Annotated in this window: 18 protein-coding genes; 3 read left to right on the top strand and 15 right to left on the bottom strand. The window is 65.6% G+C overall.

What is annotated here, in order from left to right:
• Positions 1-92 precede the first annotated feature (92 nt).
• The 11 genes from serS to QQJ84_RS10565 are packed head-to-tail and all read right to left on the bottom strand — an operon-like array spanning position 93 to position 9731.
• Positions 93-1388 carry a serine--tRNA ligase gene (gene serS / locus QQJ84_RS10615; protein ID WP_284258149.1) on the bottom strand — a complete coding sequence of 432 codons (1296 nt, stop codon included), beginning with the start codon at positions 1386-1388 and terminating at the stop codon, positions 93-95.
• Positions 1381-2133, bottom strand: a complete 753-nt coding sequence (gene tatC, locus QQJ84_RS10610) for a twin-arginine translocase subunit TatC (protein ID WP_284258168.1) — start codon at positions 2131-2133, stop codon at positions 1381-1383. Before tatC ends, serS begins: the two co-directional genes overlap by 8 nt.
• 57 nt (positions 2134-2190) lie before the next feature.
• A complete protein-coding gene (tatB, locus tag QQJ84_RS10605) occupies positions 2191-2625 on the bottom strand; it encodes a Sec-independent protein translocase protein TatB (protein ID WP_284258148.1) in 435 nt (144 codons plus the stop codon).
• 21 nt (positions 2626-2646) lie between these two features.
• Positions 2647-3318: a gamma-glutamylcyclotransferase gene (locus tag QQJ84_RS10600; RefSeq protein WP_284258147.1), complete on the bottom strand. Its 672-nt coding sequence runs from the start codon at positions 3316-3318 to the stop codon at positions 2647-2649.
• Positions 3315-3887, bottom strand: coding sequence for an SMC-Scp complex subunit ScpB (gene scpB / locus QQJ84_RS10595; RefSeq protein WP_284258146.1), 573 nt, complete (start codon positions 3885-3887; stop codon positions 3315-3317). Before scpB ends, QQJ84_RS10600 begins: the two co-directional genes overlap by 4 nt.
• On the bottom strand, positions 3880-4629 hold the full coding sequence (locus QQJ84_RS10590) for a segregation and condensation protein A (protein WP_284258145.1): 750 nt from the start codon (positions 4627-4629) through the stop codon (positions 3880-3882). The genes scpB and QQJ84_RS10590 overlap by 8 nt, the downstream gene beginning before the upstream one ends.
• The gene (locus QQJ84_RS10585; protein WP_284258144.1) at positions 4619-5305 is read right to left on the bottom strand and encodes a site-2 protease family protein; all 687 of its coding nucleotides are present in this window, start codon (positions 5303-5305) and stop codon (positions 4619-4621) included. The genes QQJ84_RS10590 and QQJ84_RS10585 overlap by 11 nt, the downstream gene beginning before the upstream one ends.
• Positions 5302-6147, bottom strand: coding sequence for a beta-N-acetylhexosaminidase (nagZ, locus tag QQJ84_RS10580; RefSeq protein ID WP_284258167.1), 846 nt, complete (start codon positions 6145-6147; stop codon positions 5302-5304). Before nagZ ends, QQJ84_RS10585 begins: the two co-directional genes overlap by 4 nt.
• A gap of 5 nt (positions 6148-6152) precedes the next feature.
• Positions 6153-6842 (bottom strand): SPOR domain-containing protein, encoded by a 690-nt coding sequence (locus tag QQJ84_RS10575; protein ID WP_284258143.1) that lies wholly within the window; start codon positions 6840-6842, stop codon positions 6153-6155.
• Positions 6843-6844: 2 nt separating this feature from the next.
• Entirely contained in the window at positions 6845-8578 is a 1734-nt protein-coding gene (argS, locus tag QQJ84_RS10570) for an arginine--tRNA ligase (protein ID WP_284258166.1), read from the bottom strand.
• Between the two features lie 10 nt (positions 8579-8588).
• A complete protein-coding gene (locus QQJ84_RS10565; RefSeq protein ID WP_284258142.1) occupies positions 8589-9731 on the bottom strand; it encodes a deoxyguanosinetriphosphate triphosphohydrolase in 1143 nt (380 codons plus the stop codon).
• 63 nt (positions 9732-9794) lie between these two features.
• Here QQJ84_RS10565 and QQJ84_RS10560 point away from each other — a divergent pair, with 63 nt between their 5' ends.
• Both QQJ84_RS10560 and QQJ84_RS10555 read left to right on the top strand, forming a co-directional pair.
• A complete protein-coding gene (locus QQJ84_RS10560) occupies positions 9795-10136 on the top strand; it encodes a HesB/IscA family protein (protein WP_284258141.1) in 342 nt (113 codons plus the stop codon).
• Positions 10132-10911: an exodeoxyribonuclease III gene (locus QQJ84_RS10555; protein ID WP_284258165.1), complete on the top strand. Its 780-nt coding sequence runs from the start codon at positions 10132-10134 to the stop codon at positions 10909-10911. The genes QQJ84_RS10560 and QQJ84_RS10555 overlap by 5 nt, the downstream gene beginning before the upstream one ends.
• Before the next feature lie 13 nt (positions 10912-10924).
• Here QQJ84_RS10555 and QQJ84_RS10550 read toward each other — a convergent pair whose 3' ends face one another.
• Both QQJ84_RS10550 and QQJ84_RS10545 read right to left on the bottom strand, forming a co-directional pair.
• Positions 10925-11365, bottom strand: a complete 441-nt coding sequence (locus tag QQJ84_RS10550; protein ID WP_284258140.1) for an RrF2 family transcriptional regulator — start codon at positions 11363-11365, stop codon at positions 10925-10927.
• 71 nt (positions 11366-11436) lie between these two features.
• The gene (locus QQJ84_RS10545; RefSeq protein ID WP_284258139.1) at positions 11437-13023 is read right to left on the bottom strand and encodes an NAD(P)/FAD-dependent oxidoreductase; all 1587 of its coding nucleotides are present in this window, start codon (positions 13021-13023) and stop codon (positions 11437-11439) included.
• Positions 13024-13059: 36 nt separating this feature from the next.
• On the opposite strand from QQJ84_RS10545, the gene QQJ84_RS10540 reads away from it, so the two are divergent.
• A complete protein-coding gene (locus QQJ84_RS10540) occupies positions 13060-15207 on the top strand; it encodes a glycosyltransferase (RefSeq protein WP_284258138.1) in 2148 nt (715 codons plus the stop codon).
• Here QQJ84_RS10540 and QQJ84_RS10535 read toward each other — a convergent pair.
• Complete coding sequence (locus tag QQJ84_RS10535; protein ID WP_284258137.1) at positions 15168-15350, bottom strand: hypothetical protein; 183 nt, start codon at positions 15348-15350, stop codon at positions 15168-15170. The genes QQJ84_RS10540 and QQJ84_RS10535 overlap by 40 nt on opposite strands.
• Positions 15343-18663, bottom strand: a complete 3321-nt coding sequence (locus tag QQJ84_RS10530) for a transglutaminase family protein (protein ID WP_284258136.1) — start codon at positions 18661-18663, stop codon at positions 15343-15345. Before QQJ84_RS10530 ends, QQJ84_RS10535 begins: the two co-directional genes overlap by 8 nt.
• Positions 18664-18735 lie beyond the last annotated feature (72 nt).

The following is an 18735-nucleotide window of genomic DNA, read 5'->3' as shown; positions in this document are numbered from 1 at the left end:
ATTCTCCCCACCTAACCTGTTGGTCTATATCCAGTTACATGGTGCTTGTCCCGCCTGGGAGGTTGCGGAAAGATGACAAAGAGTAACCTGGGTTATGGCGCGGAAATTATTTCCAGCCCGCCCATATAGGGGCGCAGGACAGCGGGCACGCGCACCGAACCGTCCTCGTTCTGGTGGTTTTCCAGCACCGCGATGAGCGCGCGGCCCACCGCGACACCCGAGCCGTTGAGCGTATGCACGAAATCGGGCTTGCCCTCGGCGTTGCGGTAGCGGGCGTTCATGCGGCGGGCCTGGAAGGCGCGGGTGTTGGAGCAGGAGGAAATCTCACGGTACATCCCCTGCCGTTGCCCGCCCGCGGGCACAGGCCCCGGCAGCCAGACTTCCAGGTCGTAGGTTTTCACCGCCGAAAATCCGGTATCCCCGGCGCAAAGCAACATGCGGCGATAGGGCAGCTCCAGGGCTTCCAATATGCGCTCGGCGCAGGCGGTCATGCGCTCGTGCTCGGCCTCGGAGTCCTCGGGGCGGGTGATGCTGACCAGCTCCACCTTGGAGAACTGGTGCTGGCGCAGCATGCCGCGCACATCGCGCCCGGCGGAGCCTGCCTCGGAGCGGAAACAGGGGGTCAGCGCGGTCACGCGGACCGGCAATTGCGCGGCGGGGAGAATTTCGCCTGCCACCAGATTGGTCAACGAGACCTCGGCGGTGGGGATCAGCCAGCGGCCATCGGTGGTCTTGAACAGATCATCGGCGAATTTGGGCAGCTGGCCGGTGCCGAACATCGCGCTGTCGTTGACCAGCAAAGGCACCACGGTTTCGCTATAGCCATGATCGGCCGTGTGGGTGTCGAGCATGAACTGGCCAAGCGCGCGCTCCAGCCTGGCCAGGGCGCCGCGCAGCACGGTGAAGCGCGAGCCGGCCAGCTTGGCGGCACCGGCGAAATCCATCAGCCCGAGGGCCTCGCCGATCTCGAAATGCTCTTTGGCGGGGAAGGCAAACTCGGGCTTCTTGCCCCAGGTTTTCACCTCAATGTTGGCGGTCTCATCGCGGCCTTCCGGCACGGCGGCGTCGAGCACATTGGGGATCGCCGCGAGCGTCTCGCGGATCAGCAGTTCCAGGCGCGGAACCTCGGCTTCCAGCGCCTCCATCTGGCCGCGCAGGGCGCCGCCTTCGGCCTCCAGGGCGCTGGTATCCTCCTTGGCGCGCTTGGCCTCGCCGATGCGCTTGGCCAGCGCGTTGCGGCCGGCCTGGAGCACCTGCAGCTGCGCCACGGCCGCGCGGCGCTCGCCGTCCATCTCGCCAAGCTCGCGTGAGAGCGGCAAAATCCCCCGCCGGGCCAGCGCCGCGTCAAACGCCGCCGGGTCCTGGGTGATCGCTTTTATATCATGCATCTTCTGCCTCCACCGGCACTTTCGGCTCCACCATCTTCACGGCGAACAGCGAAATCTCGAACAAAAAGATCAACAACCCGGCCATTAAACACTGCGAGGGCACATCCGGCGGCGCCATGATGGCGGCCACGATGAAACAGCCGACATAGGCATAGCGGCGGTATTTTTTTAAGGCGGCGGAGTTCACGATGCCCACGCGCCCCAGCAGGGTGAGCAGCACCGGCAGCTCAAAACTCAGGCCGAAGGCGAAGATCAGCTTCATCACCACGTTCAGATAATCGCTTACCTTGGCCATGAGGGCGATCTGCACATCGCCATTGCCACCGCTGGTCTGGAAGCTGAGGAAGAAGCGCCATGCAACAGGGAAGAATACATAATAGGCCAGCGCGCCGCCCATGAAGAACAGGATGGGGGTGACGATGAGGAAGGGCAGCATCGCCCGCTTCTCGCGCTTGTAGAGGCCCGGCGCCACGAACAGCCAGAGCTGCCCCGCGATCATGGGGAAGGAGATAAAGGCGGCGGCGAACACCGAGACCTTCACATAGGTGAAAAACGCCTCGAACAGCGCGGTGTAGATCAGCTCCGGCTTCTCGCCCCTTGCCTCCAGCGCGTGCGCCAGCGGGGCGGCCAGGAACTCATAGATACGGGCGGCGAAATGGTAGCAGACCACGAAGGCGATGATGAAGGTGATCGCTGACCACATCAGCCGCTTACGCAGCTCGGCCAGGTGCTCCATCAGGGGCATTTCCTTGTCGTTGATCTCGTCGGCCGCCGCGGCTTCGGGTGCTTCCTGCTCCGTCACTTAAAATCCCCAGCGTTTGGTGCCCGGCGGAATAAAGGCCGGGACCGGCTTTTTGCGCGCCGCGTCAGGCGGGATGAAGGCCGGGGAATCCGGTGTCTCCAAAATAACCGGCGCTGGCGCCACAAACTCAGTCCCGCCGGCCTCGCCGGTGGCTTTTTTGAGCGAGTCGCGCAGCGTGCCGTCAGGGTCGACCGTTTGTTCCGCCGCACTCTTGAAGTCAAAATTGCGGAGCTTGTTCAGCTCGCCCTTCACATCGGCCAGATTGGCCTCGCGCATCATATCATCGACATGGCCCTGGAACTCAGCCGCCATGCCGCGTGCTTTTTTGATCAGGCTGGTGACCGTGCGGATGGCCACAGGCAAATCCTTTGGCCCGATGGCAACCAGTGCCACCGCCATTATCAGACCAATCTCGCCCCAGGAAAATCCGAACATTGTCCGCTTGCTAGCAGAGCCTTAGGGGTTGGGCAAAGCGGCGGCGATGCGGGCCAGCCCGGCGTCGCTCAGGCCAAGCTGACGCAGATGCGCCAGGGTGTTCTCCAGATACTCCCGGCAGGTGCCCATATCCCCCTTCGCGGCCGCGATCATGGCCGCCGTTTCCGCCACGCTCAGCTCTTTTATGTAGCGCGGATGGGCGTGGTTGATGACGAAGGTAAGCGCCGGGAAACGCTCCTCGCCGGCCCGCAGCGCGATCCAGCGGGCGTTATAGGCCCCGCCATACATCTCGCGTTGCCAGAGAATCCCCAGCTCCTGGCGCACCATGGAGGCTTTTATGCGAAACGCCACCCCCTTGCAGGCGCCGCCACGGTCCAGCGCCAGCACCAGCGCCGGGGTCTCGCGCGTGCCGCGCCCCATGAACATTTTAAGGCAGAACCGCCGGTGCCAGCCATGCAGCAACGCGGGGCGGCACTCCACATGCTCGAACGCCGGGTTCCAGATGAGCGAGCCGTAGCCAAACACCCATAAATCCTGGGCCGGATCATGCCCGGCGAGGCTGGCGTTGAGCAGCGCGTTCATCTCCGCTTCGGTGCGCTGGGGCGTGTCGCCCGGGCAGACCATCTCGTGTGCCTCCCGGTAGGCCCGCAGCGTGCCGTCCAGCAGCGATTCGCGGGTGATCTTCAGGATCATGCGCCGGGTCCATCCTCCGCCGGGGCGGGGGTTGCAACCGAGGAGCCGGAGGGGTCGATGAGCAGCTCCTCGCGCCGGGGCAGATCGCGCAGGTCGTTGAGGCCAAACTGGGCGAGGAAGGCGGGGGTGGTGCCCCAGAGCGTGGGGCGGCCGGGGGTCTCGCGGCGGCCCTTGGGCGTGACCAGGCCGTTTTCCAGCAACAGGTCCAGCGTGGTCTGGGAGAGCGATGCGCCGCGGATTTCCTCGATCTCGGTGCGGGTCACCGGCTGGTGGTAGGCGACGATGGCCAGCGTCTCCATCGCCACGCGCGGCAGGCGGCGCGGCAGCTCCACCACCTTGCGCAAGGCTGGCGCGATGTCCGGCGCGGTGCGGAACTGCCAGCCGCCCGCCACCTGCACCAGATTAACCCCGCGCGGCGCATAAAGCGCGGTCAGCTCGGCCATCACCGCGTCCACATCGGCAGCCTCGGGCAGCAGATTGGCCAGAATGCGCGTGGTCACCGGCTGGGTGGCCGCGAATATAACCGCCTCGGCCAGACGCAGCGCCTCGGTTTGGTCTGTCTCACTCATCGCCGGCCTCACTCTCGCCTGTATTACGCAACAGAATTGGGCCAAAAATTTGTTCCTGGCGCAATTGCAAACTCCCCCCCTTGGCCATTTCCAGCCCCGCGATCAACGTGGCCGAGATCGCGGCGCGGCGGGGGATCCCGTCTTCCAGCCCCTCGGGCAGAAACTGCTCCAGGCTCGACCAGTCGGGCAGCGAGCCGACCAGCCGGGCCAGGCGCTCCAGCGCGTTCTGCACCGAGAAATACACCATCGGCCTGGGTTTATACTGCAATTTTGCCCCGGCGCGGCGGCGCGCGGCGAGATAGGCGCTGAGCAGCCCGCTCATATCCAGGCGCAACCGGCTCCGGTCTGTCTCGGTGAGTTCCTCGGGAATGCCGCGATGGAAGAAATCCCACCCGAGTTGAGGGCGCTGGCCCATCCAGGCGGCGGCGGCGCGCACGGCCTGCAAATCCACCAGCCGGGCTGCGAGGGTTTCAGCGGCGCTCTCCGCGTCCTCCGGCTCGCCAAGGGCTGGAACCAGCAGGCGCGACTTCAGCCAGGTGAGCCAGGCCGCCATCACCAGCCAATCCGCCGCCAGCTCCAGGCGGATTTTGCGCGCACCCTCGATGACGGCGAGGAACTGCTCGACCAGCGCCAGGATGGAGATTTTCGCCAGATCGACCTTTTGCGCCCGCGCCAGCTCCAGCAGCAGGTCCAGCGGCCCTTCAAAGCCTTCGAGCTGGAGAACGAGCGAGTCAGTTTCCATGGCCCGCCCCCGTTATTTGCAGGATGATCTGCTCCGCCCAGGGCAGAAGCCTGCCCATCGCCTCCTGGAACGGGTCAAACCGCACGCCGAACTGGGCGAGCACCAGGGGCAGGATGAAAATAACCAGCAGAACCAGCACAATGCCGCGTTGCTCGAACCCGGAAAGCCAGCGCGCCGCAGGCAGCGGCAGCACGCCAACGGCAATGCGCCCGCCATCCATCGGCGGCATGGGGAAGAGGTTAAAAAGCCCCAGCACAAGGTTTATTTCAATAAAATAAACCAGAAAATCAATGGCTTGCCCGGTATTTAACAAAAACCCGCCGAGCACCGCCAGGGCGAAGTTCATCAGCGGCCCGGCGGCGGCCACCACCGCCATCAACTGGCGCGGATGGCGCGCGCCATTTAGCCGCAATTCCATGGGGTTGACCGGCACGGGCTTCGCCCAGCCATACATGAAGGCGACATGGCCAAGAGTGGTGAGCTGGCCCACCGCCAGGATCAACGGAAAGAGGATGCTGCCGAACGGGTCGATGTGTTTCAACGGGTTGAGCGTGAGCCGCCCGGCCTGTTGCGCCGTGGTGTCGCCCAGCAGCCGCGCCACCGCGCCATGCGCCAGCTCGTGCAGCACCACGGAGATGACCAGCGCGAGGATGACTTCCAGGGTGCCAGTGCTCATGCGCGCAGGGCTTCCAGAATCTGGGTGTTGCCCGCCATGCCGCCAGGGCAATACAGAGCAATGTCGCACCCCGCCGCCAGCGCCGCCAGCGCGCGCTCGGCCGGGGTGCCGGAGAGTGCGTGCATGGCGAGATCATCGCTCACCAGCGTGCCGGAGAAGCCAATTTCGCCGCGAATGATGTCACGGATCACTCTGGGGGAAATCGTGGCCGGGTTTTGCGGGTCGAGATGCTCGTAGATGACATGCGCCGTCATCGCCCAGGGCAGGTTTTTATTCTGCGCGAAAGGATAAAAATCGGCGCTCAGATCCGCCGCGCCGACCCGTGGCAGGGCCAGATGGCTGTCCACCATTGCGCGGCCATGGCCGGGGATGTGCTTCATCACCGGGATAACCCCCGCCGCGATAATGCCGCGCGCCATTTCCGCGCCGAGCCGCGCCACCACCTGCGGGTCGTGCGAGAAGGCGCGGTCGCCGATGATATCGCTGGCGCCGGGGTGGCGCAGGTCCAGCACCGGGGCGGCGGCGATATCGAAACCGGCCTCGCGCACCATGTGGCCAAGCGCAAGGCCATGGGCATAGGCGGCCTCGGGGGTTGTCAGCGTCCCCGCGGCGGACAGTGCCGGCCAGTGGGGTGGGCGCAGCCGGGCGACGCGGCCGCCCTCCTGGTCGACCATCAGCACCGCGCCGGAGGGCAGCACTTCACGTAATTCTGCTGTAAGTTCAGATAATTGATGTCTATCTTGAATGTTGCGGCTGAACAAAATGACGCCCCTTGGGCGATGCGCGCGCAACAATGCCCGCTCTTCGGCCAGCAGACGCAAGCCCGAAATGCCGAGGATCACCGGCTTCAAAACGACGCGACGGTGCAGGCCGCCCCTTTTGCTATAACCGACGCACAGAACGCCTGCGCGGCGGCGGGGGTAGCAAACCCATCCACCCGCAGGCGCCAGATGCTTTTGCCGTTGACCACGGCTGGGAGAATAACCGGCGATTTGCCCGCCAGAAGATCGGGCATTTTGCGCTTCAGCCCGTCCCACACGCTTTGCGCGCCAGGTTCATCGGCCGTGGCGGCAAGCTGCACCTGCGCCGGGCCGGTTGCCTGCGCGGCGGGGGCTGGCGCGGGCGCGGCGGCGGGCGGCGCGGCGGCGGGCGCTGGGGTTGCGGGCGCGGGAGCCGCCGGGGGCGGCTGGTTAACGCCGGCGGCCTGGTCCAACTGCGCCACGGCGGGCGGCGGGGGCGCTGGTGCCAGTTGCAGCGGGGCGGTGGTGGCATCGCCGGACATAATCTGCTGGTCGGCGCCCGGCACCGTGAGGCCGCCAGGGTCAGCCGGGGCGGTGCGCAACGGCCCCGGCGGCGGCTCGATGACCGGCGGCGGGCCAAACCCCGTGGCCCGCACGCCGCTCCACAGCAAGGCCACCAGAATCACCAGAACGGAAACACCGCCCGCGCCCAGCACCATCTTGCGGACGGCCTGGTCCATCGGCTGCGCGGGCCGGTGGGTCTGGTAGATGAATTCGTCGTCGCCGGGGTCGCTCAAACCTATCTCATCTCCTCAACAGGGGTGACGCCCAGCACCGCGAAGCCGGAGCGCAGCACAGTGGCCGTGGCCGCGACAAGCGCGATCCGCGCCGCCGTTTCCACCGGGCGCTCGGCCTGGATGAAGCGCAACGCCGCGTCGCCGCGCCCGGCGTTCCACAGCGCGTGGAAATCTCCCGCCAGCTCATACAGATAAAACGCGATTCGGTGCGGCTCGCGGGCTTCGGCCGCCTGCTCGACCATGCGAGGCCAGTTGATGAGCCGGCGGATCAACGCCAGCTCCTCGGGTGCGGCGAGTGAGGACAAATCCGCCCCCGCATCCACGATGCCAGCCGCGCGAAGCACCGAGCGGCAACGCGCATGCGCGTATTGCACGTAGAACACCGGATTATCGCGCGTCTGCGCCACCGCGGCGTTGAGGTCGAAATCCATCTGCGCGTCCGATTTGCGCATCAGCATGATGAAGCGCACCGCATCCGGGCCCACCTCGTCGATAAGGTCGCGCAGTTCGACGAAGGTGCCCGCCCGCTTGCTCATGCGCACCGGGGCGCCGTCCTTCATCACGCGCACGATCTGGCACAGCAGCACATCCAGCCGCGCCGGGGTGTCTCCCGCCAGCGCCTTCACCGCCGCCTGCATGCGCTTCACATAGCCGCCGTGGTCGGCGCCCCACACATCGATCATCGCGGTGAAGCCACGCGCCATCTTGTCGGCGTGGTAGGCGACATCATTAGCGAAATAGGTGTTGCTGCCGTCGGATTTCCTCACCGGGCGGTCAACGTCGTCGCCAAAATCGGTGGAGCGGAACAGAGTTTGTTCGCGCGGCTCCCAGTCTTCCGGCGTTTTGCCCTTGGGCGGCTCCAGCACGCCCTCATAGATCAGCCCGCGTTCGCTCAACTGGCGCAGCGCGCGTTCCACGCCGCCGGCCGCGATGAGCGCGCGTTCGGAGGAGAACACATCATGCACGACACCCAGCGCCGCCAGATCATCCCGGATAAGCTGCAGCATTTGCGCCACGGCGAAGTCACGGAAGGTATCGAGCCAATGCGCCTCGGGCGTCTCGGCGAACTCATCGCCATATTTTTCCGCCAGCGCGGCGCCGATGGGAATGAGATACGCGCCGCCGTATTGCATGCCGCCGGTCACGGTATCGATATAGGCCTCCGGCGAGAGCCCCAGCGCCTCCAGATAGCGCACATAGACCGAGCGCCCGAGCGCGATGACCTGCGCCCCCGCGTCGTTGACATAGAATTCCTTCGTCACCGCATACCCGGCCTTGGCGAGCAGATTGGCCAGTGCGTCACCCACCACGGCGCCGCGGCAATGGCCCACATGCAGCGGCCCGGTGGGGTTGGCGGAGACATATTCCACATTGACGCGCCCGCGCCCGGCGCCTTGGCCATAAGCCTCGCCCGCGGCCAGGATCACAGGCACCTGCGCCAGCAACAAAGCAGGTTCGAGCGTGAGGTTGAGAAACCCCGGCCCGGCCGGTTCCGCCTTGGCGACGCCAGGGCGCGCGGCGAGGCGGGAGGCCAGCGCGGCGGCGATGTCGCGCGGGTTTTTGCCCGCCGGTTTGGCCGCCACCATGGCCGCGTTGCTGGCCATGTCGCCATGGGCGGAGTCCTTGGTCGGTGTCACCTCGACGCGGGACAAAATCTCCTCCGGCAGGCCCGGCAGCAGGGCGGTCAACTCATCCAGCACCCAGGCGCGGGCCTGGGCAAACAAATTCTCGGTCATCATCACTCTTTCAGGCCGGCACTGCCGGGTTGGTCAGTCTTGCGTATTCATCCAAGGCGTAGCGGTCGGTCATGCCCGCCACATAGTCGCGCACCGCGACGGCGGCCTGCGCGCTGCCAGGCTCCCCCGCGCGCACCCGCCAGTCGTCAGGCAACAGATACGGGCGCTCCAGCAGCAGCTTGCCCAGTTCGGTGGTCACCACCCGGGCCTTATGTGTCATGCGGTTAACACGCCAGTGGCGGTACATCCGCTCGAACAGGAATTTTTTGATCTCCCGGTTCGCCGCCGCCAGGGTGGGGGAGAAGCCGATCACCGGCGCGGCGGCATCGCGGATGGCATCGGCATCCACCGGCGCCAGCGCCGCCAGCCGGGCGGCACTTTCGCGCAGCACGTCATGCACCAGGGCGTTGATCATGCGGCGGCTCAGCTCATGGCGGATGCGGTTGGTCTGCTCAGTCACCGCCTGGGATTCGCGCAGCGCCTCGCCGATCAGCGGCAGATGGGCAATGTCGGCAAAGCCGAACAGCCCGGCGCGCAGGCCGTCGTCCATGTCATGGGTGTTGTAGGCGATGTCGTCGGCGAAGGCCGCCACCTGCGCCTCGGCTGAGGTCTGGCGCAGCAGGTCCAGCGGATATTTGACATCAAACGCGGCGATATAGGCCGGCGGGTTGCTGAGCGGCCCGTTGTGCTTGGCCAGGCCCTCCAGCGTCTCCCAGCTTAAATTCAGCCCGTCGAACGCGGCGTAGCGATGCTCCAACAGAGTTACAACACGCAAACTCTGCGCGTTATGGTCAAACCCGCCAAAGGCTTCCAGCGCCTCGTTCAGGCCGCGCTCGCCCGCGTGGCCAAAGGGCGGATGCCCCAGATCATGCGCCAAAGCGAGGCACTCGGTCAGGTCCTCATCCAGCCCCAGCTTGCGCGCGATGCTGCGCGCGATCTGCGCCACCTCCAGGCTATGGGTGAGCCGGGTGCGGTAGAAATCGCCCTCGCGGGTGACGAACACCTGGGTTTTGTATTGCAGCTTGCGAAAGGCCGAGCAGTGCACCACGCGGTCGCGGTCGCGCTGATAGGGGCTGCGGTCATCGGAGTGGATTTCAGCAAATTGCCGGCCGCGCGAGCGCGCCGCCTGCACCGCGTAAGGAGCTAACGTCATGGATCAAGGCTTAACCCAACACCACCCTTACGTCCAAGGCCCGGACGCACTATATGTTGAGCCATGAGCGAGACACTTGAAACTTTCCGGCTTTCCCCGTCCGCCGCCGCCAGGGTGGCGCAAATTCTGGCCAGCGAGCCCGCGCAGAAGGCCCTGCGCGTGGAGGTGCTGGCAGGCGGCTGCTCGGGCTTTCAGTATAAATTCGACCTTACGGCCGAGCAGCACCCTGATGATCTGGTGATCCAGGCGCAGGGCGCGACCGTGTTTGTCGACTCCAGCAGCCTGGAACTCCTGGCGGGCGCGGAGCTGGACTTTAAAGACTCACTGATGGGCGCGCATTTCACGGTGAAAAACCCGATCGCCAAATCCTCCTGCGGCTGCGGCACGTCGTTTTCCGTTGATTAAGGTCACGACCTGGAATGTGAACTCGGTGCGCACGCGCGAGTCGCATGTCGCCGATTTTCTCGCCCGAGAGCAGCCGGACCTGCTGCTGCTGCAGGAGATCAAATGCGAGGAACACCAGTTTCCGCGCATGGCCTTCAAAAACCTGGGCTATGACGCGGTGGTCGTCGGCCAGAAATCCTATAACGGTGTCGCCGTTCTGCACCGCGCCCCGGTTGAGGTTCTGCACCCCAAATTGCCGGGCATGCCTGAATCCGACACCCATGCGCGCTTCATCGAGGTACGCGCCCAGGGCATCACGGTGGGCAATCTCTACCTGCCCAATGGCAATTCGGGCGGGGATGAAGGCTACAGCTACAAGCTGGCCTGGATGGCGGCGCTGCGCGCGCATTCGGAGAGTCTCATGGACGCCGATACCGATTTTATCCTGGCGGGGGATTATAACGTCTGCCCAACCGATGCTGATTTCGCCCCCCGCGCCCTGCCCGCGGGCGATGCGCTGCTCCGCCCGGAGACCCGCGCGGCCTTCAACGCGCTGATCTGGACAGGGCTGACAGACGCCACCCGCGCGCTCTACCCGAGCGAGACGCTCTATACCTTCTGGGATTATCAGGCCGGAGCGTGGGACCGTAACGCGGGGCTGCGGATTGATTTTCAGCTGCTCTCGCCGCGCCTGGCCGAGCGGCTGACGCATGTGGTCATCCACAAGGATGAACGCGCCAAACCCCAGCCCTCCGACCATGTGCCCGTTACCGTGAAACTCGCCAAAACCGCCTGAGCGCCGCGCCGCGTCAGCCTTCCAGCACGGCGCGGCCTTTGCCTTCAGCCAGCGCCTGCGCCAGCGAGGTGCCATCCAGCTCATGCGCCACCGCATCGCGCACCCGGCGCATGACCTTGCGGATCTCGCAGGTCTGTTCGTCCCGGCAGTCGTCGCATTTGCGGTAATAATTGACACTGACACACGAAAGCGGCGCCAGCGGACCGTCCATGATCCGCACAACCTGGCCAAAGGTGATCAGATCAGCCGGTTTGGCCAGCGCGTAACCGCCGCCACGGCCACGGCGGCTGCGCACCAGGCCGTTACGGTTGAGTTCCAGCAGGATGGCTTCAAGGAATTTTTTCGGCAGATTCTCACGCTCGGCAATATCGCTGACCAGCAGCAACTCGTCGCTGTTCTGGCGCGCCAGCACCAGCAACGCCTGCAACGCATATTTGCATTTCTGCGACAACATTTTCCTGCTCCTGTGGCGTGGCGGGCAATTATATCCTCTCTATACCATGGTTTGCCGATAGGAAATATGTTTCATCCGCCCATCAGGCTCAGCCCCACCGCCTCGGCGACCTTGATGCCATCCACCCCGGCGGAGAGAATGCCGCCCGCATAACCCGCCCCCTCGCCCGCCGGATAGAGCCCCTGGGTGTTGAGCGAGCAGAAATCGCGCCCCCGGGTGATGCGCACCGGCGAGGAGGTGCGGGTTTCTACCCCGGTCAGCACCGCATCGGGCCGGGAAAACCCGCGTATCTGCTTCTCGAAGGCGGGCAGCGCCTCGCGGATGGCGGCGATGGCGTAATCAGGCAGGGTGGGGGCGAGGTCGGTGAGGTGAACGCCCGGTTTGTAGGAGGGCAGCACCTCGCCAAACGCCTTGGAGGCCCGCCCGGCGATGAAATCCCCCACCAGCTGCCCCGGCGCCGCATAAGTGCCGCCGCCCGCGACATAGGCGGCAGACTCCCAGCGGCGCTGGAATTCCACACCGGCCAGCACATCGCCGGGGTAGTCAGCGGGCGTGATGCCGACCACGATGCCCGCATTGGCGTTGCGCTCATTGCGCGAATACTGGCTCATGCCGTTGGTCACCACGCGCCCCGGCTCGGAGGTGGCGGCCACCACCGTGCCGCCGGGGCACATGCAAAAACTATAGACCGAGCGGCCGTTGCCCGCGTGGTGCACCAGCTTGTAATCCGCCGCGCCCAGAATCGGGTTGCCCGCGAAGGCGCCAAAGCGGTGCTGGTCGATCATCGATTGCGGATGCTCGATGCGGAAGCCGACCGAAAAGGGCTTCGCCTCCATGAACACGCCGCGCTGGTGCAGCATCGCGAAGGTGTCGCGCGCGGAATGGCCCACCGCCAGTACGGCATGGCTGGTCTCGATCCGCTCGCCCGATTCCAGCACCACCGCGCGCACCTGGCCCCCGGTGATCTCGATGTCAGCCACCTTGCAGCCAAAACGGTATTCACCGCCCAGCGCCTCGATGCTCGCGCGCATCGTCTCGACCATGCCGACCAGGCGGAAGGTGCCGATATGCGGTTTGGCGACAAAGAGTATCTCTTCCGGCGCGCCGGCCTTCACGAACTCGGTGAGCACCTTGCGGCCGAGGTGGCGCGGGTCCTTGATCTGCGAATAGAGCTTGCCGTCAGAGAAGGTGCCCGCCCCGCCCTCGCCGAACTGCACGTTGGATTCCGGGTTGAGCACACCGCGCCGCCACAGGCCCCAGGTGTCCTTCGTGCGCTGGCGGACGACCTTGCCGCGCTCCAGGATGATCGGCGCGAAGCCCATCTGCGCCAGCACCAGCGCCGCGAATATGCCGCACGGCCCGGTGCCGATGACCACCGGGCGCCGGGCTGGCGGCACCTTGGCCTGGGTGACGAATTTATACGCAACATCGGGCACCGGCTCGCCCTGAGCGACGGGCACGGCAAGCTCGGCATCGATGGTGTAGACCAGCGTGATGTCGCTCTTCTTGCGCGCATCGAAGGCGCGGCGGAACACCTGCATACCCAGCAATTGCGCATCGGCCACGCCGAAAGCCGCGCAAACAGCGGCGCGCAGTTGCGCCTCGTCATGGTCCAGGGGCAGGCGCAGGCCGGTTATGCGTTTGGGATAAATTGCCATAATCTCCGCTCTATAACCGGAAAGCCCGCAACGCCAATGCCGCCCCGCCTCATTATCGACATGCGCTGCCTGCAGGACCGCAACTATAGCGAACGCGGCATCGGCAACCACGCGCGCAATCTCATCGCCCATGCGCCGGAGCCGTTCATCGGCCTGTTCACCCCCGCGCTGCCGCCGCTGCCCGCTGATATGGCCGCGCGGGCGGCGGTGCTCTCACCCCACGCCTACCTGCCGGACCTCCCGCCGGGGGCGGTGTTGCTCAACCCCTCGCCGATGAGCCCTGACCAGCATTTTTTGGCGCGCCTGCTGCACGAACCCGGCATCACCAAGGCGGTGTGCGTGCATGATTTCATCCCCTATGACGACCAGGCGAACTACCTCACCCACCCGCTCAACCGGCTGGACTATTTCGCCGCGATGGCCTGGCTGAAGCGCTATGATGTGTTTTTCCCGAACTCGGAGGACACCGCTGAGCGCCTGCGCGCCCTCTATGGCCCGGTGCGCGCGCATATAACCGGCGTGGCGCTGCCGCCCTGGGCGGAGGGCATTACGCCGCTGCCGCCGCGCCATATTCTCATGGTCGGCGGCGATGATGCCCGCAAAAACCCCGAATTACTCGCCCGCGCCCATGCCGCCAGCCCCGTGCTGCGCCACATTCCCCTGGTAATCAGCGGCAACTGCCGGGCGGAGACGGCGGCGCGCCTGCGCGCGATCACGCGGGTGGAGCTTCCCGGCCGGGTGAGCGATGCGCAGATGCGTGCGCTCTATGCGCGGGCGCTCTGCGTCGTCACCCCCTCGCGGGCGGAAGGGTTTTCGCTGCCCGTCATCGAGGCCGCCGCCGCGGGGGTGCCCTCCATCGCCTCGGATATCGCGGCCCACCGCGCCCTGGGCGTGGCGGCGGGGGAGCTTTTCGCGCCGGAGGATGCGGCGGGGCTGGCCGGGATTCTGGAGGCGCTGGTGCGCGGCCCGGCGCGGCGGGCGGAAATTATTTCCGCGCAGGCAGACATCTGGCGCCCCTTCAGCGGCCAGGCCGTCGCCGCCTCGCTCTGGGGTGCGCTGCCCCTGCCCGCCCCCGCCATTTTGCGGCGCGGAAAACCCCGCATCGCCATGCTCACCCCCCTGCCCCCGGAAAAATCCGGCATCGCCGGTTATTCCGCCGCCCTGGCGCGCGCGCTGGCGCCGCTGGCTGATGTCACGCTCATTTCCACCGCGCAGGCGTCCGCACTGGCTCACACCGCGCCGGAATATGACCGTGTGCTCAGCGTTATCGGCAACGCGCCACTGCATGGCGAAATTTACGATCTGGCCGTGAAATGGGGCAGCGCCGTGCTCTGCCATGACTCCCGCCTGCTGGGCCTCGCGACCCGCAACGGCCCCAAACCCGCCGCCGCCTGGGCCAGCCGGGAGCTGGGGCGCAGCGTGGCGCCGCGCGAGATTATCGCCTGGTCCAGGGATGAACACCTGCGCGAAGCCAGTTTTCTGGGTGAACTCGCGCGCGCCGCGCGGCCGCTGATCTTTCACAGCCCGCAGCCGGTGGCCGAGGTGGCGGCGCGCTTTGGCGTGGCGGCAAAGCATCTGCCCTTCGCCCTGCAGCGAGATTTTGCCCCGCGCACGGCGGCGGCCCGGCAACGGGCGCGCGCCGCGCTGGGCATTGCGGCGGATGAAAAACTTATTATCAGCCTGGGCTTCATCACCCGCAACAAAGGCATCCCCGCCGCGCTGCAAGCCTTTGCGCAGTTGCAAGGCGCCAGGCTGATATTTGTTGGCGAACCCAGCGAAGACACCGAGGCATTCGAGAAACTCGCAGCCCAGCTCGGCATTTCCGCCAAGCTGGGCTTTGGCCAAAGCTTTGTGCCCGAGCGCGCCTACCGTGATTATCTGCTGGCCGCTGATTGCGCGCTGCAACTGCGCGAGGGCCAGCCCGGCAACATCTCCGGCACCTTGCAGGATTGCATAGCCGCCGGGCTGCCAACCGTCGCCAGCCATGACCTCGCGGAAAACATCGCGGCACCCGGCTATGTCAAAACCGTTTCAGACAGGCTTGACCCAACCGGGATCGCCGCCGCGCTCATGGAGCGGCTGAGCGCGCATGATGACACCGAGGCCGAGCGCCACGCCTATTGCGAAGCGCACGCCATGGCGCGTTATGCCGCCTCGTTGCTGGAGCTGCTGGAGCTCGCCTGAGTCGCGCGCTCCAGCGCGATCGCCAGCAGCGCGCCTTCCAGCACCTCATTGCGCCGCGCCAGCTCCAGCCGGATCGCCGCCAGCTCGTTGAACAACTCGGCAAAGGCGTAGCGCTGGAGCCGGCGGATCAGGTTTTTAAGCATTGCGCCGCAGATCCAGCGTGCGCGGATACTCAACCGCGCGCACCTCGCGCGGCTCGGCCATCGGCCCCGGCGTATGGCCAAAGGGGAAGAAGCGCGAACGCCGCCGTGCTTCCGCCGCATTCGCGTTCACGGGGAAATCATCATAGGCCCGCCCGCCCGGATGCGCGACATGGTGGCTCATGCCCGCAATGCTGCGGCCGGACCATTTATCATACACATCAAACACCAGAGGCACCTGCGCCGGGATGGTGGGGTGCAGCGCCGAATAGGGCTGCCAGGCCTTGAAGCGCACGCCCGCCACATATTCACCCGGCACTTCGGTTTTTTGCAGCGGCAGCGCGGCGCCGTTGCAGGCCAGGGCGTAACGCTCATCCACCCAGCCCGAGACTTTCGCCTGCAGCCGCTCGGCGGAACTATCGACATAGCGCGCGGTGCCGCCGGAGGTTTGTTCCTCGCCCAAAACATGCCAAGGCTCCAGCGCGTGGCGTAGTTCCACCCGCATGTCGCGCACCGCGATTTCGCCCACCTGCGGAAAGCGGAACTCCAGATGCGGCGCGAACCATTGCGGGTCCAGTCCGAATCCCAAAGTGTCAAGCTCAGCCAGCGCATCCTTGAAATCAGCTTCGGCATAATGCGGCAACAGAAACTCATCATGCAGCCGCGTGCCCCAGCGAACCAGCCGCCGCTCATAGGGTTTGTTCCAGAATGCCGCGATCGCCGAGCGCATCAGCAGCACCTGCGCGGCTGACATCTGCGCGTGCGGCGGCATCTCGAACGCGCGGAACTCCACCAGCCCGCGCCGGCCGGAGCCGCCATTGGGGGCATACATCTTGTCGATGCAAAATTCCGTGCGATGGCCGTTGCCGGTCATATCCGCGAGAATGTTGCGAAACAGCCGGTCCACCAGCCAGGGCGGCGTATAAGTTCCGCTGTTCACCTGCTGAAACGCGATCTCCAGCTCGTTGAGCGAATCCTCACGCGCCTCGTCGATGCGCGGATGCTGGCTCGAAGGCCCGATGAACAGGCCGCTGAACAGGAAGCTGAGCGAGGGGTGGTTATGCCAAAATCCCAGCATGGATTTCAGCAGATCGGGCCTGCGCAAAAATGGGCTGTCATCGGGCGTGGCGCCGCCCATCACCACATGGTTGCCGCCGCCCGTGCCGACATGCCTGCCATCGAGCATGAACTTCTCGGTCATCAGCCCCACTTCGCGCGCCACCTCGTAGAGCTGCTCAGTACGCTCCACGATCTCGCCCCAGTTGGCGGCGGGGTGAATATTCGTCTCGATCACGCCAGGGTCCGGTGTGACGGAGAAATTGATCACCCGATCATCCTCCGGCGGCAGATAGCCTTCCAGCACCACCTTGCGGCCCATGCTGGCGGCGGTTTCCTCAACCGCGGCGGTCAGCTCCAGCCAGTCACTCACATCATAAAGCGGCGGGTAGAAAACATGCAGAATCCCATCGCGCGCCTCCACCGCCAGCGCGGTACGCACCAGCCCCGGCTCCTCGCGTCCCACCACCGGCGCATCCTGCGGCACGGGGCGGAAACCCTCGATGCCGCTGCCGCCATAACCCTCGCGCGTCAGCTGCATCGAATCACGTTTGGGCAACGGCTTGCGCGGGGCGAACGGGTCGGTCTCGAAGGCAACCTCCATATGCGCCGGGTCCGCCCAGGGCAGGCTCTCCAGCGGCAGGCGCAGCCCCACGGGCGAATCACCGGGGATCAGGAACATTACATCATCGCGGAAAAACCATTTGCCGCTCTGCCATGCGCGCTCACCCTCCATAACTACGCGCCGCAACGGCAGCACGCTGCCAACCGGCGCGGCCAGCCCCTGGCCGAACACCTTTGCCAGCCGCGCCCGCTCCAGCTCATCGCCCAGTTTGGCATCCATCGCCACCACATTCGCGGGCAGGCGTTTCTCGCGCCACAGATAATAATGGATGTCCTCATACGCCGGGTTCACCAGCGCCGGATTCACCTGCAGGCGCTCAGCCAGCGCGCCCGCGAAGGCCGCCGCATCCGCCGCCGCCGCGTCATCCTTATCGTCATCGCTCGCCAGCAGTTCAGGGTTCTTCCACACCGGCTCGCCATCGGCGCGCCAATGCGCATGGATCGCCCAGCGCGGCAGCTGCTCGCCCGGATAATGCTTGCCCATATTATAGGTGAGCGCCGCGCCCTTGCTCCACAGCGGGGTGAGCTTGCGGATCAACCGCCCGGCGAATTGTCTCTTTGTGGGCCCCAAAGCATCAATATTCCACTCCGGCGCCTCAAAATCGGAGGCCGCCACAAATGTCGGCTCGCCGCCCATGGTGAGGCGCACATCGCCCTTGGCCAGCGCGGCATCCACCGCCCGGCCCTGCGCCAGAATATCCTGCCACACGCGCGGGGTGTAAGGCTTGGTCACGCGCGGCGTCTCGGCCACGCGCGTCACCTTCATGTCGAACTCAAATTCCGTCTCGCACTCGCCCACCAGCCCGGAAATCGCCGCCGCCGAGCTGGGCGAGGGTGTGGCCGCCAGTGGAATATGCCCCTCGCCCGCCATCAGGCCCGATGTCGCGTCCAGCCCGATCCACCCGGCTCCCGGCAGATATACCTCCGCCCATGCGTGCAGATCAGTGAAGTCAGCGGCGGGGCCCTCGGCGCCGCCATCCACCGGTTTCACATCAGCGACCAGCTGGATGAGATAACCCGAAACAAACCGCGCCGCGAACCCCAGGTGGCGCAGCAGGTTCACCAGCAGCCAGGCCGAATCCCGGCATGAGCCTTTCGCCTTGGTCAAGGTCTGCTCAGGGCTCCACACGCCAGGCTCCATGCGCACCACATAGGAGATGCGCTCGGCGATCATCCGGTTGATGAGCACCAGCATGTCCACCATGCGCAGCTCTTTGTTGCCATGTTCGGCGTGGACCTCGCCGATGAGCGCCTGGAGTTTTTTGCCCGGATTGCGCAGTACGCGGAACGGCGCCAGCTCCTCGGCCAAAATGTCATCATAAGTAAACGGATAAGTCTCCGCTTCCGGCTCCAGGAAAAAATCGAACGGGTTGATGGTCGCCATGTCGGCCACCACGTCCACCACCACCTCAAAGCTCGTCACCCGCTCGGGGAACACCACGCGGGCCATGAAATTGCCCTGCGGGTCCTGCTGCCAGTTGAGAAAATGCGGCTGCGGCGAGACCTTCAGCGAATACGAGAGGATCGGCGTGCGCGCATGCGGGGCCGGGCGCAGGCGGATCGTCTGCGGGCCCAGAGCAACGGGGCGGTCGTATTTGTAGGACGTACGATGTGTAATCGCGGCATGGACGGACATGCGATCTCCTCCGGCTGATGCATCTCACACACCACGCAAAGGAGAATTTTGCAATGTGGGAGATGCCGCCTG

The sequence above is a fragment of the Acidocella aquatica genome (genome assembly GCF_030160635.1).
Lineage (GTDB): Bacteria > Pseudomonadota > Alphaproteobacteria > Acetobacterales > Acetobacteraceae > Acidocella > Acidocella aquatica.
This window is presented reverse-complemented; position numbering and strand designations above follow the sequence as displayed.